The organism is Leeuwenhoekiella sp. A2, from assembly GCF_047946655.1.
GTDB lineage: Bacteria > Bacteroidota > Bacteroidia > Flavobacteriales > Flavobacteriaceae > Leeuwenhoekiella.
Genome location: NZ_CP172311.1, coordinates 2,342,453 through 2,359,612, shown reverse-complemented (window position 1 = coordinate 2,359,612; position 17,160 = coordinate 2,342,453). Strand labels below are relative to the sequence as shown.

Annotated in this window: 20 protein-coding genes, 1 tRNA gene and 2 pseudogenes; 7 read left to right on the top strand and 16 right to left on the bottom strand. The window is 36.3% G+C overall.

What is annotated here, in order from left to right; genetic code table 11:
- Positions 1–26 precede the first annotated feature (26 nt).
- The 7 genes and pseudogenes from tnpC to ACH3PA_RS10345 form a co-directional block, all read right to left on the bottom strand.
- Positions 27–1,330: pseudogene (tnpC, locus tag ACH3PA_RS10375) on the bottom strand (IS66 family transposase); the annotation flags it as partial.
- Positions 1,331–1,800: 470 nt separating this feature from the next.
- Positions 1,801–2,208, bottom strand: a pseudogene (gene mobB, locus ACH3PA_RS10370) (MobB family relaxase); the annotation flags it as partial.
- Positions 2,209–2,219: 11 nt separating this feature from the next.
- Positions 2,220–2,600 (bottom strand): BfmA/BtgA family mobilization protein, encoded by a 381-nt coding sequence (locus tag ACH3PA_RS10365; RefSeq protein ID WP_073100007.1) that lies wholly within the window; start codon positions 2,598–2,600, stop codon positions 2,220–2,222.
- Positions 2,601–3,032: 432 nt separating this feature from the next.
- A complete protein-coding gene (locus tag ACH3PA_RS10360) occupies positions 3,033–3,230 on the bottom strand; it encodes a hypothetical protein (protein WP_073100629.1) in 198 nt (65 codons plus the stop codon).
- 21 nt (positions 3,231–3,251) lie between these two features.
- The gene (locus ACH3PA_RS10355) at positions 3,252–3,632 is read right to left on the bottom strand and encodes a DUF6876 family protein (protein WP_073100630.1); all 381 of its coding nucleotides are present in this window, start codon (positions 3,630–3,632) and stop codon (positions 3,252–3,254) included.
- 76 nt (positions 3,633–3,708) lie between these two features.
- Complete coding sequence (locus ACH3PA_RS10350; protein ID WP_073100631.1) at positions 3,709–4,065, bottom strand: single-stranded DNA-binding protein; 357 nt, start codon at positions 4,063–4,065, stop codon at positions 3,709–3,711.
- A 16-nt stretch (positions 4,066–4,081) separates the two neighbouring features.
- Complete coding sequence (locus tag ACH3PA_RS10345; RefSeq protein WP_073100632.1) at positions 4,082–4,285, bottom strand: hypothetical protein; 204 nt, start codon at positions 4,283–4,285, stop codon at positions 4,082–4,084.
- Positions 4,286–5,052: 767 nt separating this feature from the next.
- Here ACH3PA_RS10345 and ACH3PA_RS10340 point away from each other — a divergent pair.
- Positions 5,053–6,048, top strand: a complete 996-nt coding sequence (locus tag ACH3PA_RS10340; protein WP_073100634.1) for a YncE family protein — start codon at positions 5,053–5,055, stop codon at positions 6,046–6,048.
- Positions 6,049–6,139: 91 nt separating this feature from the next.
- Here the strand turns inward: ACH3PA_RS10340 and ACH3PA_RS10335 are convergent, their stop codons facing one another.
- From ACH3PA_RS10335 to ACH3PA_RS10315, 5 genes are all read right to left on the bottom strand, one after another.
- The gene (locus ACH3PA_RS10335) at positions 6,140–7,090 is read right to left on the bottom strand and encodes a DUF1259 domain-containing protein (protein ID WP_073100635.1); all 951 of its coding nucleotides are present in this window, start codon (positions 7,088–7,090) and stop codon (positions 6,140–6,142) included.
- Positions 7,091–7,518: 428 nt separating this feature from the next.
- Complete coding sequence (locus tag ACH3PA_RS10330; RefSeq protein ID WP_073100637.1) at positions 7,519–8,355, bottom strand: DUF932 domain-containing protein; 837 nt, start codon at positions 8,353–8,355, stop codon at positions 7,519–7,521.
- 368 nt (positions 8,356–8,723) lie between these two features.
- A complete protein-coding gene (locus ACH3PA_RS10325; RefSeq protein ID WP_073100638.1) occupies positions 8,724–9,524 on the bottom strand; it encodes an ImmA/IrrE family metallo-endopeptidase in 801 nt (266 codons plus the stop codon).
- Positions 9,499–9,912 carry a hypothetical protein gene (locus ACH3PA_RS10320; protein WP_073100639.1) on the bottom strand — a complete coding sequence of 138 codons (414 nt, stop codon included), beginning with the start codon at positions 9,910–9,912 and terminating at the stop codon, positions 9,499–9,501. Before ACH3PA_RS10320 ends, ACH3PA_RS10325 begins: the two co-directional genes overlap by 26 nt.
- Positions 9,888–10,076: a hypothetical protein gene (locus ACH3PA_RS10315; protein ID WP_416448148.1), complete on the bottom strand. Its 189-nt coding sequence runs from the start codon at positions 10,074–10,076 to the stop codon at positions 9,888–9,890. The genes ACH3PA_RS10320 and ACH3PA_RS10315 overlap by 25 nt, the downstream gene beginning before the upstream one ends.
- 224 nt (positions 10,077–10,300) lie before the next feature.
- Here ACH3PA_RS10315 and ACH3PA_RS10310 point away from each other — a divergent pair, with 224 nt between their 5' ends.
- Entirely contained in the window at positions 10,301–11,260 is a 960-nt protein-coding gene (locus ACH3PA_RS10310; protein WP_416441748.1) for an IS110 family transposase, read from the top strand.
- Between the two features lie 29 nt (positions 11,261–11,289).
- On the opposite strand, the gene ACH3PA_RS10305 is transcribed toward ACH3PA_RS10310, so the two are convergent.
- A complete protein-coding gene (locus ACH3PA_RS10305; RefSeq protein ID WP_416448147.1) occupies positions 11,290–11,694 on the bottom strand; it encodes a hypothetical protein in 405 nt (134 codons plus the stop codon).
- Between the two features lie 101 nt (positions 11,695–11,795).
- On the opposite strand from ACH3PA_RS10305, the gene ACH3PA_RS10300 reads away from it, so the two are divergent.
- From ACH3PA_RS10300 to ACH3PA_RS10285, 4 genes are all read left to right on the top strand, one after another.
- Positions 11,796–11,972, top strand: coding sequence for a hypothetical protein (locus ACH3PA_RS10300; RefSeq protein WP_164917882.1), 177 nt, complete (start codon positions 11,796–11,798; stop codon positions 11,970–11,972).
- A 254-nt stretch (positions 11,973–12,226) separates the two neighbouring features.
- Complete coding sequence (locus tag ACH3PA_RS10295; RefSeq protein WP_073100641.1) at positions 12,227–12,721, top strand: Pycsar system effector family protein; 495 nt, start codon at positions 12,227–12,229, stop codon at positions 12,719–12,721.
- A 1-nt stretch (position 12,722) separates the two neighbouring features.
- A complete protein-coding gene (locus ACH3PA_RS10290; protein WP_073100642.1) occupies positions 12,723–13,709 on the top strand; it encodes an adenylate/guanylate cyclase domain-containing protein in 987 nt (328 codons plus the stop codon).
- Positions 13,702–14,376, top strand: a complete 675-nt coding sequence (locus ACH3PA_RS10285) for a hypothetical protein (RefSeq protein ID WP_073100643.1) — start codon at positions 13,702–13,704, stop codon at positions 14,374–14,376. The genes ACH3PA_RS10290 and ACH3PA_RS10285 overlap by 8 nt, the downstream gene beginning before the upstream one ends.
- A 149-nt stretch (positions 14,377–14,525) precedes the next feature.
- Here ACH3PA_RS10285 and ACH3PA_RS10280 read toward each other — a convergent pair.
- A tRNA-Met gene (locus ACH3PA_RS10280) sits at positions 14,526–14,598 on the bottom strand.
- Between the two features lie 201 nt (positions 14,599–14,799).
- Here ACH3PA_RS10280 and ACH3PA_RS10275 point away from each other — a divergent pair.
- The gene (locus ACH3PA_RS10275; RefSeq protein WP_416444513.1) at positions 14,800–16,362 is read left to right on the top strand and encodes a hypothetical protein; all 1,563 of its coding nucleotides are present in this window, start codon (positions 14,800–14,802) and stop codon (positions 16,360–16,362) included.
- Here the strand turns inward: ACH3PA_RS10275 and ACH3PA_RS10270 are convergent.
- Together ACH3PA_RS10270 and ACH3PA_RS10265 are read right to left on the bottom strand one after the other, a co-directional pair.
- Positions 16,359–16,715, bottom strand: a complete 357-nt coding sequence (locus tag ACH3PA_RS10270) for an STAS/SEC14 domain-containing protein (protein WP_416444515.1) — start codon at positions 16,713–16,715, stop codon at positions 16,359–16,361. The genes ACH3PA_RS10275 and ACH3PA_RS10270 overlap by 4 nt on opposite strands.
- A 23-nt stretch (positions 16,716–16,738) precedes the next feature.
- Entirely contained in the window at positions 16,739–17,110 is a 372-nt protein-coding gene (locus ACH3PA_RS10265) for an STAS/SEC14 domain-containing protein (protein ID WP_416444517.1), read from the bottom strand.
- Between the last annotated feature and the right edge of the window lie 50 nt (positions 17,111–17,160).

Here is a 17,160-nt window from a genome sequence, read left to right as displayed (position 1 = left end):
ATAAAATTAGAATCTTTTTTTTGTAACTAATCAGTTTGTACTTCTGTACCTAATTCTGCTATAAAAATAAGACTATTTAAGACATTTGCCCCACTTTTAATGGTTGTATCTATTACCGATCTTATTTTAGCAAAATTCTGTGCTGCTTGTTCTTTTTTGAACTGTCATGATATTTTTTGTTTGACCTTTACATTGCGTATGGCCCGCTCCGAGGCGTTATTATCTGGCGGCACGTTTTTGAAGTAGAGAAAGGTAAAGAGGCTATGCCTTTCTTTGCGCATTCTTTTGTAAAAAGTGTAAAGCTCTTTATGTTTTTTATCAGGAGGCCGTTCCAGTAAGTCAGGTGCTTTACAATGGAGGTTCTTTCAATTTGATGTTCCCGGTTTTGAAGGTCCAATTTGTTTTTAAGTTTTAGGAACCGTGCAAGAAGTTTTTTAAAATCTTTGCTCCATTTATTCTTAGGATACCGCTGGTTAAGGTAGTTCAGCGTACGGCTCAAATGCGCCAAACAGCTTTGATGGTTTTAGGAAGCGGTTTTAAGCTGTGCTTTCCATCCATCGTGTACCAAAGTGCTTTGGGGAAATCCCAAGAGGAATTCCCTGTCGATAGTTTGGCCCCCTCTGTTATCTGAATGAGCAATAAAAGTAAGTTTGGAGGTTTGCCAGGTCCAGAACCAATGCTTCTTGCCATTGACCTTGACCCCGGTCTCATCCGTGCCTACTTCCGGGCTTTGCTGCACCCGTTGTTTTATGATTTGGTACATCGGAGTGGTTTTTTGGGCAAACTTCCCGAGTAGATAATGGATGCCCCCTTCGCTAATATTGACTCCAAAAACATTGTTGAAAGTTACTTTCATCCTGGCAAAGGGCAAGTGTTGGCGAGCATGGAAATAAGCAATAAGTGCTTCGATATTTTCTCCATAACTTATAGGGGCATTCACGCGTTGTGGAAAGCCCGAAGTAGTTTGACATCCACAACCGCATATTTTGCTGAATGTCCGGTATTCTGTATAGACTGCTTTTATGGGTGGGAGATCTATTATTTGCCTGGAGTTTTCTTTGATAGGGGACCTATCCTGCAAGGATGCACCACAGACATTGCAATACTCCGGTTGTAACTCAATAACCACATCCGTAAAGCTTATCATTTCAAGGGCATTGCCCTGTCTCCCCTTTTGTCCACCCGGCTTTTTACCAGTAGGGACTCGCAAGCTTTGATTCTTTAGAGGTCGGTTCTCATCCTTAGAAGGTGGTATAGAACTGTTACGGCTGTTCTTGGTATATTCATATTTAGCCAGGCGATCCTTTAGAAAAGTATTCTCCTTTTCAAGGGATTCCACTTTTTTCTCCAATGCTTCAAGATGCCTTATAAGTGCTTCGATATTCACACCATGAAAGTACAAAAGCAAAAATATTGAACTAATATTCTTGCCGACTATGGCATGAAGCAAAAATTTTTCAAGGTCTTTTTGTCATGCCAAAAACAACTATATTAGATACTGATTAGTTACTCAAATTTTAATAAAAACATAAAAATTAATTCCTGCAAAGACACTAATAATATATAACAAACTATGACTAAAATTGATTGTATAAATAACAAAGTTTATCATGGCAATTTTTTAGGCTAGTAGCCACTCATTTAAATATAATGCTTCAAAAACTATATCGGCACTCTTATATTACTACCACCATAAACTATCAAGCTAACTTTATTCATAAAGATGCTGACGATGCATTGGATAGTGTAATTAATTTTTGATTTCCAGTAATGAATTTGGAGTGATAAAAAATATACTAAACCCTTAAACGTTCGTTGATGCTCTATTTTTGCATAATACTTTATATCATTTACGTTTACAGGCCGCCCATTGATTTCGCGATTGAACGATTGCACATAATCCTTCATCAGCTCACGGGTGTACTTTTTCAGATCATCGCTACTGTTCTGCAATCGGTTCAATTCGTATTTAGAAGGGCTGACGGTAATCGAATAGAATTTCGGTTCTTTCTTTTTCAGTTTGGCACCGTTTCCATCAATATCTTTTACCACTTCCTCGGCCGATATTTCATCGCCATATTGATTGAAAAAATGCTCCATATCCTCCTGCTCCAGACCTTGATTTTCCTTTTCCAGATAGCCCACAAAATCGACCGAACTTTGGGAGTAATTACCGCCAAGTTTTTGAGGTGTGATCGTAATATACATAGCTCAAAAATTTACAGTTCGTTCTTTTGATTTCGTTTTTCGCGGAAGCGTACTTCCTTCTTTTCTTCCACAAATTTCTTCTCTAAGATCAAGGGTTTCTTTTTGGGTTCTTCGGTCTGAAAAAGGGATTCGATCATCGCCACGGTGGGTTTCGTCTGGGTCTTTTCCATATCCCTCATTATGGCAATTACCGCATTGATCCGTTTCTTTAAATTGGCCTCGATCGTCCTTCCGGTCGGGCCCAGTTTTTCCCGTGGGGATATCTCGTTGTAGTGGAAAAAATCGAGCATCGTGGCCATTGCCTCGGTATGAGATTTGAAGTGTGCTTTTGAAAATTGCTGGAAACGTTTCGCCGTTTCCTTTTTGAACCTAATGCCGGTAAATGAGTCCATAATTCGCCGATTTGTCGCAAATCCTTCCCTAAAAATGGGCGCTTTCGGGGCATTTGTCGCAAATTGTAGAAATTCAAATAATCGATTGATTTTTAAGTGTTTTAAAATCAGATGATTAACAAGGAAAAGGAGTACTTAACATCGCATCGCGTGTTACCCTCTTGCTACTCCTTTTCGCCCCGAGTTCTCGGGGCAAAAATTTCGTACAATTCGGCTAAAAGCCAATTGCCAATTTCAGGGAAAAGATTTCCCGTTATGTAATTTTTCGATGGGCAGGGTTATCGGCGAAAGTCAAAAAATGGATTCCCCTGCGTAAAATTGAATGCTGAATTTCAGCGAAATAAAGATAAGGATTTTTATTGAACTGGATATGTTTTAGCAAAAAAAGACCTCTGAAAATTCAAAGGTCTTTCCGTTCCTATTTGGACAATTTCAGATATTAAACACATAGGTATAACTGTATAAATTCCTTCGTGCTTCTTCCTCGATCATTACCTCAAAATTGGTGCAATGCTTTTTTGAATACTTCCGAATATCATCGCCAAATTTTTGCTCGACGTCCTTTTTTGAACTTTCCAAAAGACGTTCTTGGGCATCCCCGTTCAGGTCTGAAAAATTTAGATAGATCATAATTTTTAGGTTTTGAAGGGGTTAGTATTCGCTCGGTAACATCAGTGTATTATTTACAAAAAACAACCGCAGTTCATCGAGCGGAAAATCAGTCGCCCGATACCCGTGTTTTTCCAAAATATTATCATTTCCATCCGTGTAGATTATCTCAGCTTCGTAGCCCGTAAAATCCTGTTTGTCCTCGGACAATCTCTTGAAGTCGATAGTAATAAATTCGCTTCGGTTCATTAGGCTTTTTGCGATTATAGAAGTGTCCGTAATGAGCCAAAAACATTCGGCAGCTTCCGCCAAATATTTCAGTCCGTTTGTGTAACGGGTTCTTAATAATGGGATTTGAAATATGGTTTCTGAACCGTGAAAATGTTGCAATCCCTCTTTGATTTCGTTAACTTGTGTTTTCATTGTTATCTAATTTTAATTAATGGATAATGAAAAAGAGGGCGCAACTTTAGACGGAAACGCCCTCTTTATTTTTAAATTAATCGGCTGAATTATTGCCGTTCTTAGTTCCCAACAAAAGGATTTCATTGGCTTCCACTTCGGTAACATATCTTTTGATACCGTCCTTGTCCTCGTAGCTTCGGGATTTCAGTTTTCCCGTTACCCCGATTTCTTTGCCCTTTCCGGCATATTTCTCGATGATTTCGGCAGTTTTGCCCCAGGCTACTATCGTGTGCCATTCGGTATTTTGGATTTTTTCGCCCTCGCTGTTTTTGTAATACTCATTTGTGGCGAGTGAAAGACGGGCTACCTTTTTACCGCTTTCAAGGTTCGTGATTTGTGGCTCTTGGCCAACGTTTCCGATTAACTGTACGTGATTTTTTAAAGTACTCATAATAAAAGAATTAAGATTAATTAAGGCTACCCGAACCCTTCGGATAGTTTGCGTTTATGTTTTTTTGAAGTGATTTACTTATTATATCCAGAGCGTTTTCCTTTTTTGTTTTTTTTAGTCCCGCTTCCTTTTTGATGTTTTTGTAAGATTTCATAAGTTTCGATTTTGATTTACTTCCCATAGAGCCGTCCGCTGTTACCTTTTTTTGTTGCTGATACATTTTCAATATTTGGAATTAATAAGGAGTTATAAAAGGGAGGCACGACCGGTTATGCACTCCGTTTAACTTCCAAATGTTGGTATTTTGCTTACAAAAAAGGGTAGGGACAGCGGCGGTGCGGGAGTAGTTCTAAATGCCTTTTGTGAAGTACAAAAACATAGGAAGCGGGACTAAATGATTAAATGGAATTCCTATGAAAAGCGGACTCCGTTACCTATTTCACCTTGGAATGGAGTGCGCTTCCCAGCAGGGCGGGAAGGGCAAGCGGAATGGAAAGCAGAAATCGGGGATGGTGTCCAAGACCTTAGTAGGAAAGCTCTTTGCCCGGAATGTAGCTTTTCGCGAAATGCAGCGGCAATGTGCTGACCGGGTTATGAAAACGGATTATCCTTTGAGTAGGATTAAAAGCGGACTTGACTTCAAAGGTGTAGATGGGAATGGAGCGTTCCTGCGTATTTCAGCAGGATTAGCGCAATGGAAATCGGAAGCTTTGGGGTCGTGTCCAAGACCTTTGGAATGAAGCGCTTTTCCCGGAATGAAGCTTTTTCAGCGGAATGTAGGGGAATGGGCTGAGTGGGATAAAAACTATTATTTGTAATTCAACCATTAATTTTTCAGCATAAAATAAGGGGCGATAATAAGTTATATGACTTTTGTCTTTTGTCGGAATCCGGACTTATAAGTTTGTATATTGTAGGGATATAAATGAGTTGGTGGCTATGTAAACAATAAGCTAAAATGGCTCCAAAACTTTAAATTTTAAGGAAATGGATAAAAAAACAATTTTAAATTTTTCTTTTTTGTTCCTTCTCTTGTTTAATGGGTGTAAGGCACAAAATCAAAGCAATTCACTTCAATTAATTGCAACAGTTCCCTTGTCCGAAGTAAGAGGGCGAATTGACCATTTAAGTTATAACAACGGGCAACAAATACTTTATGTAGCTGCATTGGGCAACAATACCATTGAAGTGGTTGATTTAAAAAGCAAAAAAATCATCCATACTATAGAGAATTTAAACGAACCCCAAGGTGTCGTTTACCTTCCTGAAAGCAACTCCATTTTTGTTGCAAATGGCGGTAACGGGGTTTGCGAGGTTTTCAATGCAACCACTTTTGATAAAAAGACTTCAATAAAACTACCGGATGATGCCGATAATGTTCGTTACGATCCTACAGATAAAAAAATTTATGTGGGTTATGGCAACGGCGGCATTGCCATAATTGATGCCACTACCTTTAATCTTATTGCCAAAATACAACTTTCAGGACATCCGGAATCTTTTCAAATAGACGAAGCTGCAAAAAAAATGTATGTAAATGTTCCCGGTAAAAAGCTTGTTGAGATTATCGATTTAAATAAAAATAGGGTGGTTGATAAATGGAAAGTGACAAAAGCAAAGTCAAATTTCCCAATGAGCCTAGATGCAGTGCACCATCGTTTATTTATAGGATGTTGGCACGCCCCAATGCTCTTAATATTGGACACACAAACGGGAAATAAAATTTCTTCTTTGGATATTGACAGGGATGTGGATGATATTTTTTACAGCCCCCAAAACGAACAGTTATATTTGAGCTGTGGCGCTGGTTATATCGATGTATTTAATCAAATTAATGCCGACACCTATACAACCGAAGGAAAAATTTCGACTGGTTCGGGTGCGAGGACATCCCTTTTTATTCCAGAACTAAACCAATTAATGGTTGCATCTCCTTCGGATTTTAATAGTGAAGCTTCAATATTGATTTATATGGTGAAATAAAAATAACACACCATCAATAAAACAACAAAAAGTTTAAATGTTTGATCGAACTTTGGCGGTAATTTTTAACGGTCATTTTGGGTTTTCTAAATTATTGAATTGAGGAAGTTTGTTCTAATGCAGCCTTAAATCCTTCTGCAAGTTCTTCCGGGTTTCCCTTGGCCCAAAAATGCATATAAAACAATCGGGGTTCCTCAAAAAGCATATGATTATGTAGTGCTGCAACTTCAATATTGTTTTTCACCAATTCTGTAATGACCGCATTCACTTCGTCGGCTCTCATTACAAAGTCGCCTGTTATAATAGCCTCATTTTTATTGATGGCCTGAAAGCCAATTGCGGTTGCAATGCCAAAAGTTGAGGGCATTGTTTCGCCATTCATAGTAATTGACCCTTTTCTGGGAAAACCAAATTTCAATAAATTTCCACTTTCTTTGCCATTCGAACCCAAGATTTTCTTTACCGGAGCCCAATCCATTTCTTTTTTCTCACTTTCACTTTTGGTTTCGGTCAATGGTGTAGCGGTAAGCGCATAAGCACCTTTCATAATTTTAGATAATTCCAGAGCGTCCCCGTTCCCCGCAATGTGCATATAAATCAGTCGGGGCTGTTCACGTAACAAATGATTATGAATAGCGGTTATTACAATGCCGTTTTCCTTCAAATAAGGTAGAACCCTAGGGATTTCGGTGTCCAGCATTACCATATCCCCCATAATTTGTGTTTTGTTCCCCATCGGGCGGTATGCTATCCAAGAAGTGTATGCCAAACCGGCCTCCACAGGCGCTCCATCAATTTTTAGGTGAATATCAGTACGGGGAAAGGTCACTTTGTAAAATTCCTTATTGTCCGCTAGTTTCTTGTTCCAGAAACTGTCTATTTCCTCAACCCTAAATGAATTTTGTTGGACTAAATCCGTTGAATCCTGAGAAACGGATTTTTCCAGATTTGATGTGTTCTTATCTTCTTTAGGTTTTTCATTGCGATTATTACAGGCAGTTAATAATCCAAAAAGACTTAATAAAATCAGTATTTTTTTCATCTTAAGTATTATTTTTATTTAGACTTACTTTTTGTAAAGTTAAGAAAAGCTATGAGTGAATTGAATTAAAAATTGAAGTAAGTTAAAAAAGAGTTTTACCAATTTATTTATGCACACACATTGACCCGACCTGAAATATGAAAATGGATTATCCTCTTGAAGTAGGATTTAAAGCGGACTTAACTTTTAAGGTGTAGATGGGAATGGAGCGTTCCTGCGTATTTCAGCAGGATTAGCGCAATGGGAATCGGAAGCTTTGGAGTCGAGTCCAAGACCTTTGGTAATGAAGCGCTTTTCCCGGAATGGAGCTTTTCGCGGAATGCAGGGGAATGGGCTGAGTGGGATTGCAAAGCCAACTTTCCAATTAAATCCTTTTGCTGAAAATAGGAAAAATCCAGTTTGAGGTACTGGATGAACCTTTAATAGCATTAAGCCATTTCATAAACGGCATCGAACAGTTTTTTGTCCAAGCGTTCTTGTTGTGAAAAGCTTTTCTTCAATGTATTGTGAAGCATTTGATTAAAAGCATTATAGCCTATCCATAAATTGGGAACTTCATTGAGCAGCAACGCTTCATTATCAAGAATTTCAAGGACTTCCCGGGATTTCTTTGAAGGATCATTGTTCCTATCACTACATTCATACCGGAACAATCTCGTGCTTTCCAGAATTTCTTTTACAAATTCCTTGGTGTCGATAATTTCAAATTCCCTCATTCTGTCGAACTTCTTGGTAATGCTATAAAATTCATTATCCACGAACTTATCGAACAAATTGTTCAACCTTGGCATTATCAAGTCGGTATTGTTCTTACTGTGCTTGATGGAAAACTCGATTTCCGCCTGTGAAACGTGAAGGCCATTGGAGCATACTTGCCGGTAAAAGCCAAAATGCCCCGATGTTTTTTCGCTACCATCATAGGAATTCTTAAACCGCAGCATCGGCAGTATCAGGTCTTTTTCGTTCTTTACCGAAAACTGGCTTTTATCGTCGATGATAAAGTCGGTAATGAAAGACCTATCATTCCTGTTGATCGTCCGTTTCTGATAATTCAGTCCGGCATCAGTCAACATTTCCTCTGCTTTCTTAAAGAATAGTTCGTTCGGTACGTGGCCGTAGCTGTTCGATACCACGTTGACAATTTTGCCATTTGAAATTATGGTATTTTCAAGTCCCCTTCGGGATTCCATCTGGGTCAGGCTTTTCAAGGATTTCATTTCTGATGGAACGAAGATTTCATCCTGCTGTAAATTTGATAAATACATAACATTTGATTTTAGTTAAACAATTAATATTTAAGCTAGAACCAAACGGAAGATAAAATCTCAGCTCAAAAGGAAACGGAATAAAAGGAGTGAGAAACGAGCCCGATTATGCCGTAGTCTTTTGATGGGAGTATTTTACGAGTTTACCTTTGCGCATATATTGATTGAATACTCTCTCTTTTTAACCGGAATTGACATCAAAGATGTAAATGGGAATGGAGTTTGGCTGCTTCCCTACTTTTCTCGGGAATAGGCGGGCAAGTGGAATGGGAATCGGAAGCGTTTGGTCGTACTACTCCCATTATAAAAACTATAAGATTTTTGATGGAGATAACTGAAATAATAATTATCGTTAAAACGACTATTAATTAAGCTTCCCATATGACACTTATAAGTGTTTTATATTTTTTCGTAGGAATACAATATTCATTAAACTCAATATCCTCTTCCCAGTCATTTAATTTAAACCACGTAGACTTGTCAATAGATTGAGTTTTTTCAGATCCCTCATAGACAAACGCATAATCTTCATCTATGTATTCTTTAGCAACTGAAAATTCTGGTGGCGGAATCTTGGTGATATCGTTTGTATAGCATTTAAAATCTTCTGTTTTTCGCCAATATCGAACAATACCATCCGTGATGAAGACAACAAAAAAAGGTGTTATTTCCAGCGTTAACATTCTGAAGATTACTGAGGTTAAACTGGTATTGAAATGCTCACTCACTTCTTTTATTAAATCTGGGCTAAATGGCTTTCTTAAAATAAAGTTTCTAAAAACTTGTTCAGGCATTAAAAGCTCGCCTGCAAAATCGTTTGCTTCTATTTCTTGAATACCTCTTTTGTGAACTTCTTCTAATCTATTCCAGCTCAAAGTTTTCTCATCATCCAAATGAAATTCCAATCTATCGTGAAGAAAGAAGTGCCCTAATTCGTGTGCTGCAACAAATCGTTTGCGTTGGGGGGTAGAAATATTTACATCTACCTTAATTATTGTTTTTGATCTACCTCTAATAATTACACCATCTGAGCCATTTAATTGTTCTTCTATATAGATAATATCAAACCCAGCCAATAAATTCTTTATAGGAAGTTCGGTGACCTCATCAAACCCGATTAGTTCTAATATTTCTTTTGCTTTATTACTTCCCTTCAGACTTTTCCTCATCTTCAAGCATTTCTAATATTTCTATCAGATTTTGGTCTTTAATTATATCTTTGATTTGTTCTTCTGACAGTTTATCTAACCTATTGAATTGTGTTTGTAAATTATTTGTTCTCATCAATTCATTCATATAGGCAATTGGTTTATCCAAACCTTTGGTTAAAGCATCTTTAAAATAATTTGATGCTTTTTCAAGCATACGGTCATACTTTACAGTAGTACTTTTTGACCTTAATTTAAATGTCAATTGCTTGATAAATTTATCTTGTGATAACGATTGTTCATCCAAATTGACACCTTCTGCCTCGAGCTGCTTCCTAACTAAATCATCAGGAATCGCCTTGTCAAAATTGTTAAGACTTTCCTTTATTGTTTTTTTAAGCTTGTCCACTTCTCGTTGAATTTAATTTTTTTTCTTCTTAATCTTCTTGATATTGTATAGATTACGTCGATTGGCTTATCCAGCAAATCCGCTATGTCTTTTGGTTTATCGATTCCATTTGCCAAACATTCGAACATTTCAATTTCATCCTTGTCGGCTCCTTGGTCTTTCAACTGTTTTAGCCATCCTAAGTTTGTTTCTATTAAATTTCAATATCAATTCAAAAGAACAAAAGAGCAGAGTAAGGTTAGTATAGCCGTAGGAACTTCAGATTCCGTCAACAATGTAAATCCCTGCTCTTTTACTACTTAATTACCTTTAGTTCATTAGGCCTTTAGAGCTTGTTTTTAGGATGTTGTAAATCAAGTAGCTTGTTCTTTTCTAAATTAATTATTCTATGATTAAAAGTACATTATTTTTTGGGATAGATATTTCAAAGGACTGCTTTGATGTTTATTGCAGCCAAACTGGGCACAGTAGTTATTCCAATGATACGAAAGGTTTTAAAGTTTTTTTAAAGGCTATTCCGGAGAGTTCTCATTGTGTTATGGAAGCGACAGGCTGTTATCATCACCAGCTTGCTATGTTTTTGTATGGCAGGGGTATTTGTGTAAGTGTTGTAAATCCTTTGGTTATCAAAAGGTATATACAGATGAAGCTCAAGCGCGTAAAGACCGATAAGAGTGATGCTTTGATGATCTACAGGTACAGCTGTGAACAGGAGTTAGAGCATTGGGAACCAGACCCTGAGTATATAGAGAGCGGCAGAGAATTGCTATCATTAATACAAATGTATTTGAAGCAATCTACGGCCTTGAAGAACAAGTTGCACGCATTTGAGAGTCGTGGGCAGACTAAAGGCAAGATGATTACTTCCATAAAGCGTCAATTACGAGCTCTTAAAAAAGAGCGTCAGCTGTTGGAACAGGAGGTTGAGGCTTTGATAAAAGCGAATGAGCCATCCTTATACGCAAGACTCCAGACTATTCCAGGAATAGGTAAAAAGACAGCAGTATTATTGATGCTTAGTACGGCTAACTTCAAAGATTTTTTAAGTTATAAACAAGTATCATCCTATCTGGGATTAGCACCAAATGAACGTAGCTCTGGAAGTAGTATACGGGGAAGGTCGCGAATAAGTAAAACAGGCGACGGTCTTGTGCGTAACCATCTATTTATGTGCAGTTTTACCGCCTACATTCACAATGCGCAGTGCAAAGCTCTTTTTGATCGTATCGTGTCTAAGGGAAAGAGTAAGAAATTGGCTTTGATTGCAGTTTGTAACAAGCTGATAAAACAAGCGTTTGCAATAGCTAAATCCGGATTATGCTATGATGCTAACTACATGGTAAAATAAGTAGAAGAAAGCTTGGATTTTAGCTTAGTTCATTGTTGCAGCCTAACTTCATCATCAATTTTTTCTAAACTGAAATCTTTTGCGGGTTCTTCATCAAAATAATTGGGAATATTGATTATATATTCTGATTGTGGATTTTCATCAGAATTATCACTTGCTCTTTTCAACTGTTTGAAAAAGCTATCTAAATCACTTTGTAAAGCCCAAAACAGGAATTTTTCAAAAGAGCAGTTATCTGGTTTCCATTTTCTTGTTCCATCGCAGACTTTTGTTAATGTTTGCTGACAGAAGTCCTGAAACTGAAAACCTTTTTTGTTTCTGTCACTCTTGTCATAAAAGCGGTCACGAGTATAAAGTTCCATCCTATTCAAGAGGTTTTTTACGTCAATTGCGTTAAGCTGTTCTATTATTTCTTCAGTTGTCGCTATCCTCATTCATTAAATATATGCTTCAATTTCGTAAAAATTTACCAAACGATGGCAAAAAAAATTAAAACACAAGCATATAAGAGTGTAGAACTTTTAGAACAATACAAATGGCAACAAATGGAATAAGTGGTGATAATCGCAGAAACGGTGCGATAAAAAGCAGAACACAAGTCAAAAACCCTAAAACTGGTCTTTATGTTAAAAGAAATTCCGATTCCGGAAGATTTATGGATGTAAAGACCAGCGGTGGAAAATTTAAAGGTGTTACCGATAAAAGTAAGTAACACTTCAGCGAAACCCAATTGCTGCGAATTTGGGATAACTAAAATTTTGATTATGAATTATTCATTTCAGAATGACAAGTTGAGTCTTTGCGAAAAGGACACTTGTCTACATTTAAATGGTAATAGCGCGAGAGTTATTTCAACAATTTTTACTGTGGTAACATTTGTGGCAGCTATAACAGCTATCACAAAGGCTATCAAGTAATCAACTAGGCTGGCTCTTTGGAATCAGCCTAGTTAATAAATTGAACTCTATGGAAAAAGAAAGATTGGAATACACAGTAAACCGCTTAGACCATTATTACGATAGCGTCAATAACAAAACGGCGGTATATATCGCCATAAATACATTTATAACAGGTGGGGCGATTACGCTCTTAACTCAAATACAAAAACTTTTATACAAAGAAAACTGGTTGTTATTGTCTTTGGCTTCTATTATAGTTCTTGGTGTTATTAGCTTAATACTGTTGGCCTTAGCTAGTATGCCCTATTTTTCGCCAAAATCCGATATAGAATCTTTGTATTATTTCGCTAGCATAGGGCAAAAAAGGCCTGAAGAATTCTTTGAACTTTCAAAAAATCAAAGTAAAAAAGATGATTTAAATGATTTAAGAAATCAAGTCTTTATCCTTTCAAAAGGTTTGAAATCAAAATTCAAAAAGCTCAAATGGGCTTGTGGCTTATTAATCATACAATTTGTGCTATTAGCACCCTTAACCTACATATTAATTAAAATAACCTCATAAAATGAACTTATTCGAAAATTACAAAAACGTAATAAAGAAAGCGGTCGAGAACGACCCAACAAAATCAAACAAAATTTATGGCCTTAGTGAACCGCTTCTCGAAAGCAACCGTGATTTTCTTAAATCGCTAAGAAATGAACTTCCTGGTAGAGAATTATCGCCCGAAATGAAATTATTTGCGAAAGGAATGGGTGTACAAGACACTTTTGACTACCAACCATTGGGGAGCCATCCAGATTTTGCACGCTTAAAAGGCACAGACTTGGTTGAAGAGCATTGGATAATATCAGGATTCATAGATGTGAAGAAAAGTACAAGGCTTTTTAATAATTTTACAAAAGGTACGGTACGGTTAATAACAGAAAGTATCATCCGGGCTTCAATATTTGCGGTAAATCTTTGTGGCGGTTACGTACATCGTATACAGGGTGACGGCTTAATGGTATACTTCGGTGGAAAAAACATCGAAAAACTGAAAGCAGTTGAGGATGCTTTAAAATCCTTTTCAATGATATCTTACTTCGTTAAAAATGACCTAAAAGACTTTTTTGAGGATAATGGTGTTCAGGATATTCACACAAGAGCCGGACTGGATCTGGGTCATTCAAAACAGGTAGATTGGTTTTATTCAGGGATCGGTGAATCAGGTGAAGTTACCACTTGTAGTCTGCATACAAGCCTTGCTCCAAAAATGCAAAGCAATGCTAAAAACAGCGGAATAGTAGTGGGTCATAATGTAACGACCCAGCTAAGGAAAGACAAATATTTTGAGCAGCGAAGTAAAGAAATCCACGATTATGAGGATGGAAGAAGATACCATCAATACAATTTTAATTGGGAGCGATATTTAGTAGACAATAACCTAGCAGTCCAAAACGATACGGGTGTTTTGGTGTTAACTATAAGTGCATTACCAGACCCAAAAAAGAATAGCCGTGATTTATACCCTATTGCCTCTAAAAGCAAACCTTATTTCAATTATGATTAAAAAAAGGCTCAATCAAGATATTGAAAGCTTTCTAAGCAGATATTTTTCCTTCGAAAAAGTCCAAAGTCCAAAATTTGGATATTTAGCTCTTGAAGGTAAAATAAGTATTGTAGACGATAGAAATAAACTTTGGGGACATTTCGAAATTCTCGTTCTAATAAATAAAAGTGAATACCCACACACAACACCTGTTGTAATTGAGAAAACCAATATCATAAATAGAGACTGGAATTTTCATATTTCAAAGGATGGTGAATGCTGTTTGGACATCCCACATAAACTGTTGAAACTAAAAAAGAGGGGTATTTTATTTGAAGAGTTTTATAGGGAAGTTATCTATCCATTTTTTGCTAATTATCATTTCAAGAAATCAACAGGTTACTATGCCAACGGTGAGTACGACCATCATTTTGCTGGAATAGTCCAATATTACCGCGAAGAATATGGGCTTAAAGATTTCAAAAACATCATTGCTATTTTGGAAACAGCCTTATACCGTATAAAATATCAACCAAATAAAGAATGTCCTTTGTGTGGTGGTCATAAATATAAAAAATGTTGCCGAAAAAAGGTTTACAAATTAAAGGGATACGGGCAACCACAGTTAATGATTGATCTGGAATTATTTAAACAACAACACTTCAGAAGAACCAAAGGTTTAGAGTGAAATGATATAAAAATAAAATATAATAGCAAATGATGCCAATATATATCAAAGAATATTCTTTAAAGGAAAACATCAAAATGTTGTACCTATGTTGTACCCATTGCCAAAAAAAAAGCCCACACATTGCTGTGAGGGCTTGATTTTGCTAGTAGCGGGAACTGGACTCGAACCAGTGACCTTCGGGTTATGAGCCCGACGAGCTACCTACTGCTCTATCCCGCGATATATGCGCTGTTTTTTACTTGGTTTGCACCTTTAGGTCATTACGCTAACAAAAAACAATTCCCTTTCCTTTGATTGGGATGGCAAATATACAACGCTTTTTACGACTACACAAAACACTTTCGTAAAAATTTTTAGCGGCCTTAAAATATTATATTTTCCATAACAGTAAAGCTTTGGCTTATAGGTATCTTTAAATCTATGAGAAAATTATTTATTACTATTTTAATCCTTATTTCGGTATTTGTAATAGGCACAATTGCCCTCAATTACTATTTCAAAAACAAAATAGAATCATTTTTGTCGTCTGGCCTGCCTGAAGACATGACATTAAATTACGACAACATCGATGTGCACTCCTGGGAAGGAACGGTAACAGTAGATAATATACAGTTAAACTTAAAAAATCCTGAAGATTCTATCTCTAAGGCACAAATCAAAACACAGGAGCTAAAATTAAAAGATCTTGACTATTGGGATTATTTTACAAAAGATAAAATTCATTTTGAGCTTATAGAATTAGGAGAATCTTCAGTTATTTATCACCAACAAAAAAAGAAAGATACCAACCAAGTATCTCAAAATAACAATGATAGCAAGTTCAAAAAGAGTATTCAAATAAATCGCCTAAAACTGGCAAAAACCTCCCTAAAAGTGCTCAAAAACGGCGCAGATTCGCTGTTAATCAACATGCCACAAACGGTAATTTCTATTGAAAATATAGAAACAAATAAAGAAAAACTCAAACAACAGATTCCATTTGATTACAGCAGTATTCACATAGAATCAGACTCTATTTTTTACAGGTTAAATGCCTATGACAATTTATACGTTGATAAGTTCAGCCTAGATGATTCTACATTGATCTTAAATAATACACAAATAAAAACACGCTACAGCCAGATAGAACTGTCTCAACAAATATCAAAAGAGCGCGACCATGTTGATCTTAATATTCCCAAAATAGCCTTTAAGAGTTTCAATATAAAAGCTGAAAACAGTACAGTTTCTGCACAGGCATCTCAAATGGATATTACACAACCGCAGTTTAAAATATTTCGCGATAAGCTTGTTGCAGATGATCCAACTTTTAAACCGCTTTACAGCAAATCATTAAGAGATTTACCGTTTGAGCTCATGATAGATAATGCCCAGATAAAGGGTGCATCTATAGAATATGAAGAAAAGGTAAAAGCTGATAATCAGGCAGGGAAGCTCTCATTTAAAAATTTACAAGCCACAATAAAAAATCTGGGGAATACTTACGCTCTGGGCGAAAAAATGACATCAATACAAGTAAATGCTTTATTTATGGAGAAAAGCCCAATAGAGGTAGATTGGTCTTTTGATGTTCAGAATAAAAATGACCAATTTAGATTTAAGGCAGATGTAGGTGAATTACCCGTAACAGCTTTAAACAGCTTTACAGAACCTAATCTTAATGTTAAACTTACAGGAGCTTTGCATAAAGCATATTTTGATATTTCTGGTGATAACACTTCTTCGCATATTAATATGAAAATGAATTATGACGACTTCAAAATAGCTGTTCTCAATGACAAAAAAGAGAAGAAAAAATGGCTTATTTCAACACTGGCAAATCTTTTTGTTTCTAAAGACAGTGAAGAAAAGGGCAGTGATTCTTTTAGATCCGGGGAGGGCACAGCAGAAAGAGACACCTCTAAGTCTATTTTTAATTACCTATGGTTAAATGTAAAACAAGGATTATTATCTGTACTAACCGGCGATGGAGAATCCTCCTAAACGTCGTTAGAAACCCAATTAAGAGCATCAAGCCTATCCTTATGCTTAAAAGATCTTACTTCTGCAGTCATAAACATTGATTTGACTTTTGAATAAAAGTACATTATAGATTTATCTGAAACCAAAGCAATTCTATTGAAGCGCTTTCTTTGATCAATTTCATAAGACAAATCGCTAAAAGCGGCGCCTATATCCAGAGGGTTTGGGGAATTATCTTCAAAATAAAGTGATATTTTTTTATGCTTGTCAAGAAGGGCGTCAACCTGATCTTTTACGTTTTCAACAAGTTCTACATCAATGTTAGAATCAACAATAAAACCAACTACGTGGTCTGCAAATTCAAATTTTCTCATAAAAAATTTGGTTTGATTTTTTATTAAATACTCGTATAAATTGCAGAAACCCAGTTAAGAGCTTCCATTCTGTTTTTAAGGGAAAAGTGTCGCATCTCTGCTTTCATGAACAAAGCTTTAAATCGTGTATAGAACGATAGTATGCTTTTATCTGAGACTATAGCTATTCTGCTATAGCGGCTATTATTTTGAATTCTATATGTAAAATCCTTCCTTATTGCATTAAAATCTACCGCTCCCGTAGTGGTATCTTCTACATATAAACTTATGCTTTCATATTTTAAAAGCGCCTCATTTATAGTCATATGAATACTATGCACTGTTTTACTATCTATCTTTTCAGAAATAATAAATCCTAGTACTTGTTCTGCAAACTCAAACTTCTCGAGGGCCATTTACACTATAAATAAAGTTGGCGAATATACGGAATAACTGCTAATATCAA

Excerpts from the sequence above, each read along its gene's own strand:
- ACH3PA_RS10365 (WP_073100007.1), bottom strand. The coding sequence starts at position 2,600 with ATGGACTCATTTACCGGCATTAGGTTCAAAAAGGAAACGGCGAAACGT.
- ACH3PA_RS10360 (WP_073100629.1), bottom strand. The coding sequence starts at position 3,230 with ATGATCTATCTAAATTTTTCAGACCTGAACGGGGATGCCCAAGAACGT.
- ACH3PA_RS10355 (WP_073100630.1), bottom strand. The coding sequence starts at position 3,632 with ATGAAAACACAAGTTAACGAAATCAAAGAGGGATTGCAACATTTTCAC.
- ACH3PA_RS10350 (WP_073100631.1), bottom strand. The coding sequence starts at position 4,065 with ATGAGTACTTTAAAAAATCACGTACAGTTAATCGGAAACGTTGGCCAA.
- ACH3PA_RS10345 (WP_073100632.1), bottom strand. The coding sequence starts at position 4,285 with ATGTATCAGCAACAAAAAAAGGTAACAGCGGACGGCTCTATGGGAAGT.
- ACH3PA_RS10340 (WP_073100634.1), top strand. The coding sequence starts at position 5,053 with ATGGATAAAAAAACAATTTTAAATTTTTCTTTTTTGTTCCTTCTCTTG.
- ACH3PA_RS10335 (WP_073100635.1), bottom strand. The coding sequence starts at position 7,090 with ATGAAAAAAATACTGATTTTATTAAGTCTTTTTGGATTATTAACTGCC.
- ACH3PA_RS10330 (WP_073100637.1), bottom strand. The coding sequence starts at position 8,355 with ATGTATTTATCAAATTTACAGCAGGATGAAATCTTCGTTCCATCAGAA.
- ACH3PA_RS10325 (WP_073100638.1), bottom strand. The coding sequence starts at position 9,524 with ATGAGGAAAAGTCTGAAGGGAAGTAATAAAGCAAAAGAAATATTAGAA.
- ACH3PA_RS10310 (WP_416441748.1), top strand. The coding sequence starts at position 10,301 with ATGATTAAAAGTACATTATTTTTTGGGATAGATATTTCAAAGGACTGC.
- ACH3PA_RS10305 (WP_416448147.1), bottom strand. The coding sequence starts at position 11,694 with ATGAGGATAGCGACAACTGAAGAAATAATAGAACAGCTTAACGCAATT.
- ACH3PA_RS10300 (WP_164917882.1), top strand. The coding sequence starts at position 11,796 with ATGGCAACAAATGGAATAAGTGGTGATAATCGCAGAAACGGTGCGATA.
- ACH3PA_RS10295 (WP_073100641.1), top strand. The coding sequence starts at position 12,227 with ATGGAAAAAGAAAGATTGGAATACACAGTAAACCGCTTAGACCATTAT.
- ACH3PA_RS10290 (WP_073100642.1), top strand. The coding sequence starts at position 12,723 with ATGAACTTATTCGAAAATTACAAAAACGTAATAAAGAAAGCGGTCGAG.
- ACH3PA_RS10285 (WP_073100643.1), top strand. The coding sequence starts at position 13,702 with ATGATTAAAAAAAGGCTCAATCAAGATATTGAAAGCTTTCTAAGCAGA.
- ACH3PA_RS10275 (WP_416444513.1), top strand. The coding sequence starts at position 14,800 with ATGAGAAAATTATTTATTACTATTTTAATCCTTATTTCGGTATTTGTA.
- ACH3PA_RS10270 (WP_416444515.1), bottom strand. The coding sequence starts at position 16,715 with ATGAGAAAATTTGAATTTGCAGACCACGTAGTTGGTTTTATTGTTGAT.
- ACH3PA_RS10265 (WP_416444517.1), bottom strand. The coding sequence starts at position 17,110 with ATGGCCCTCGAGAAGTTTGAGTTTGCAGAACAAGTACTAGGATTTATT.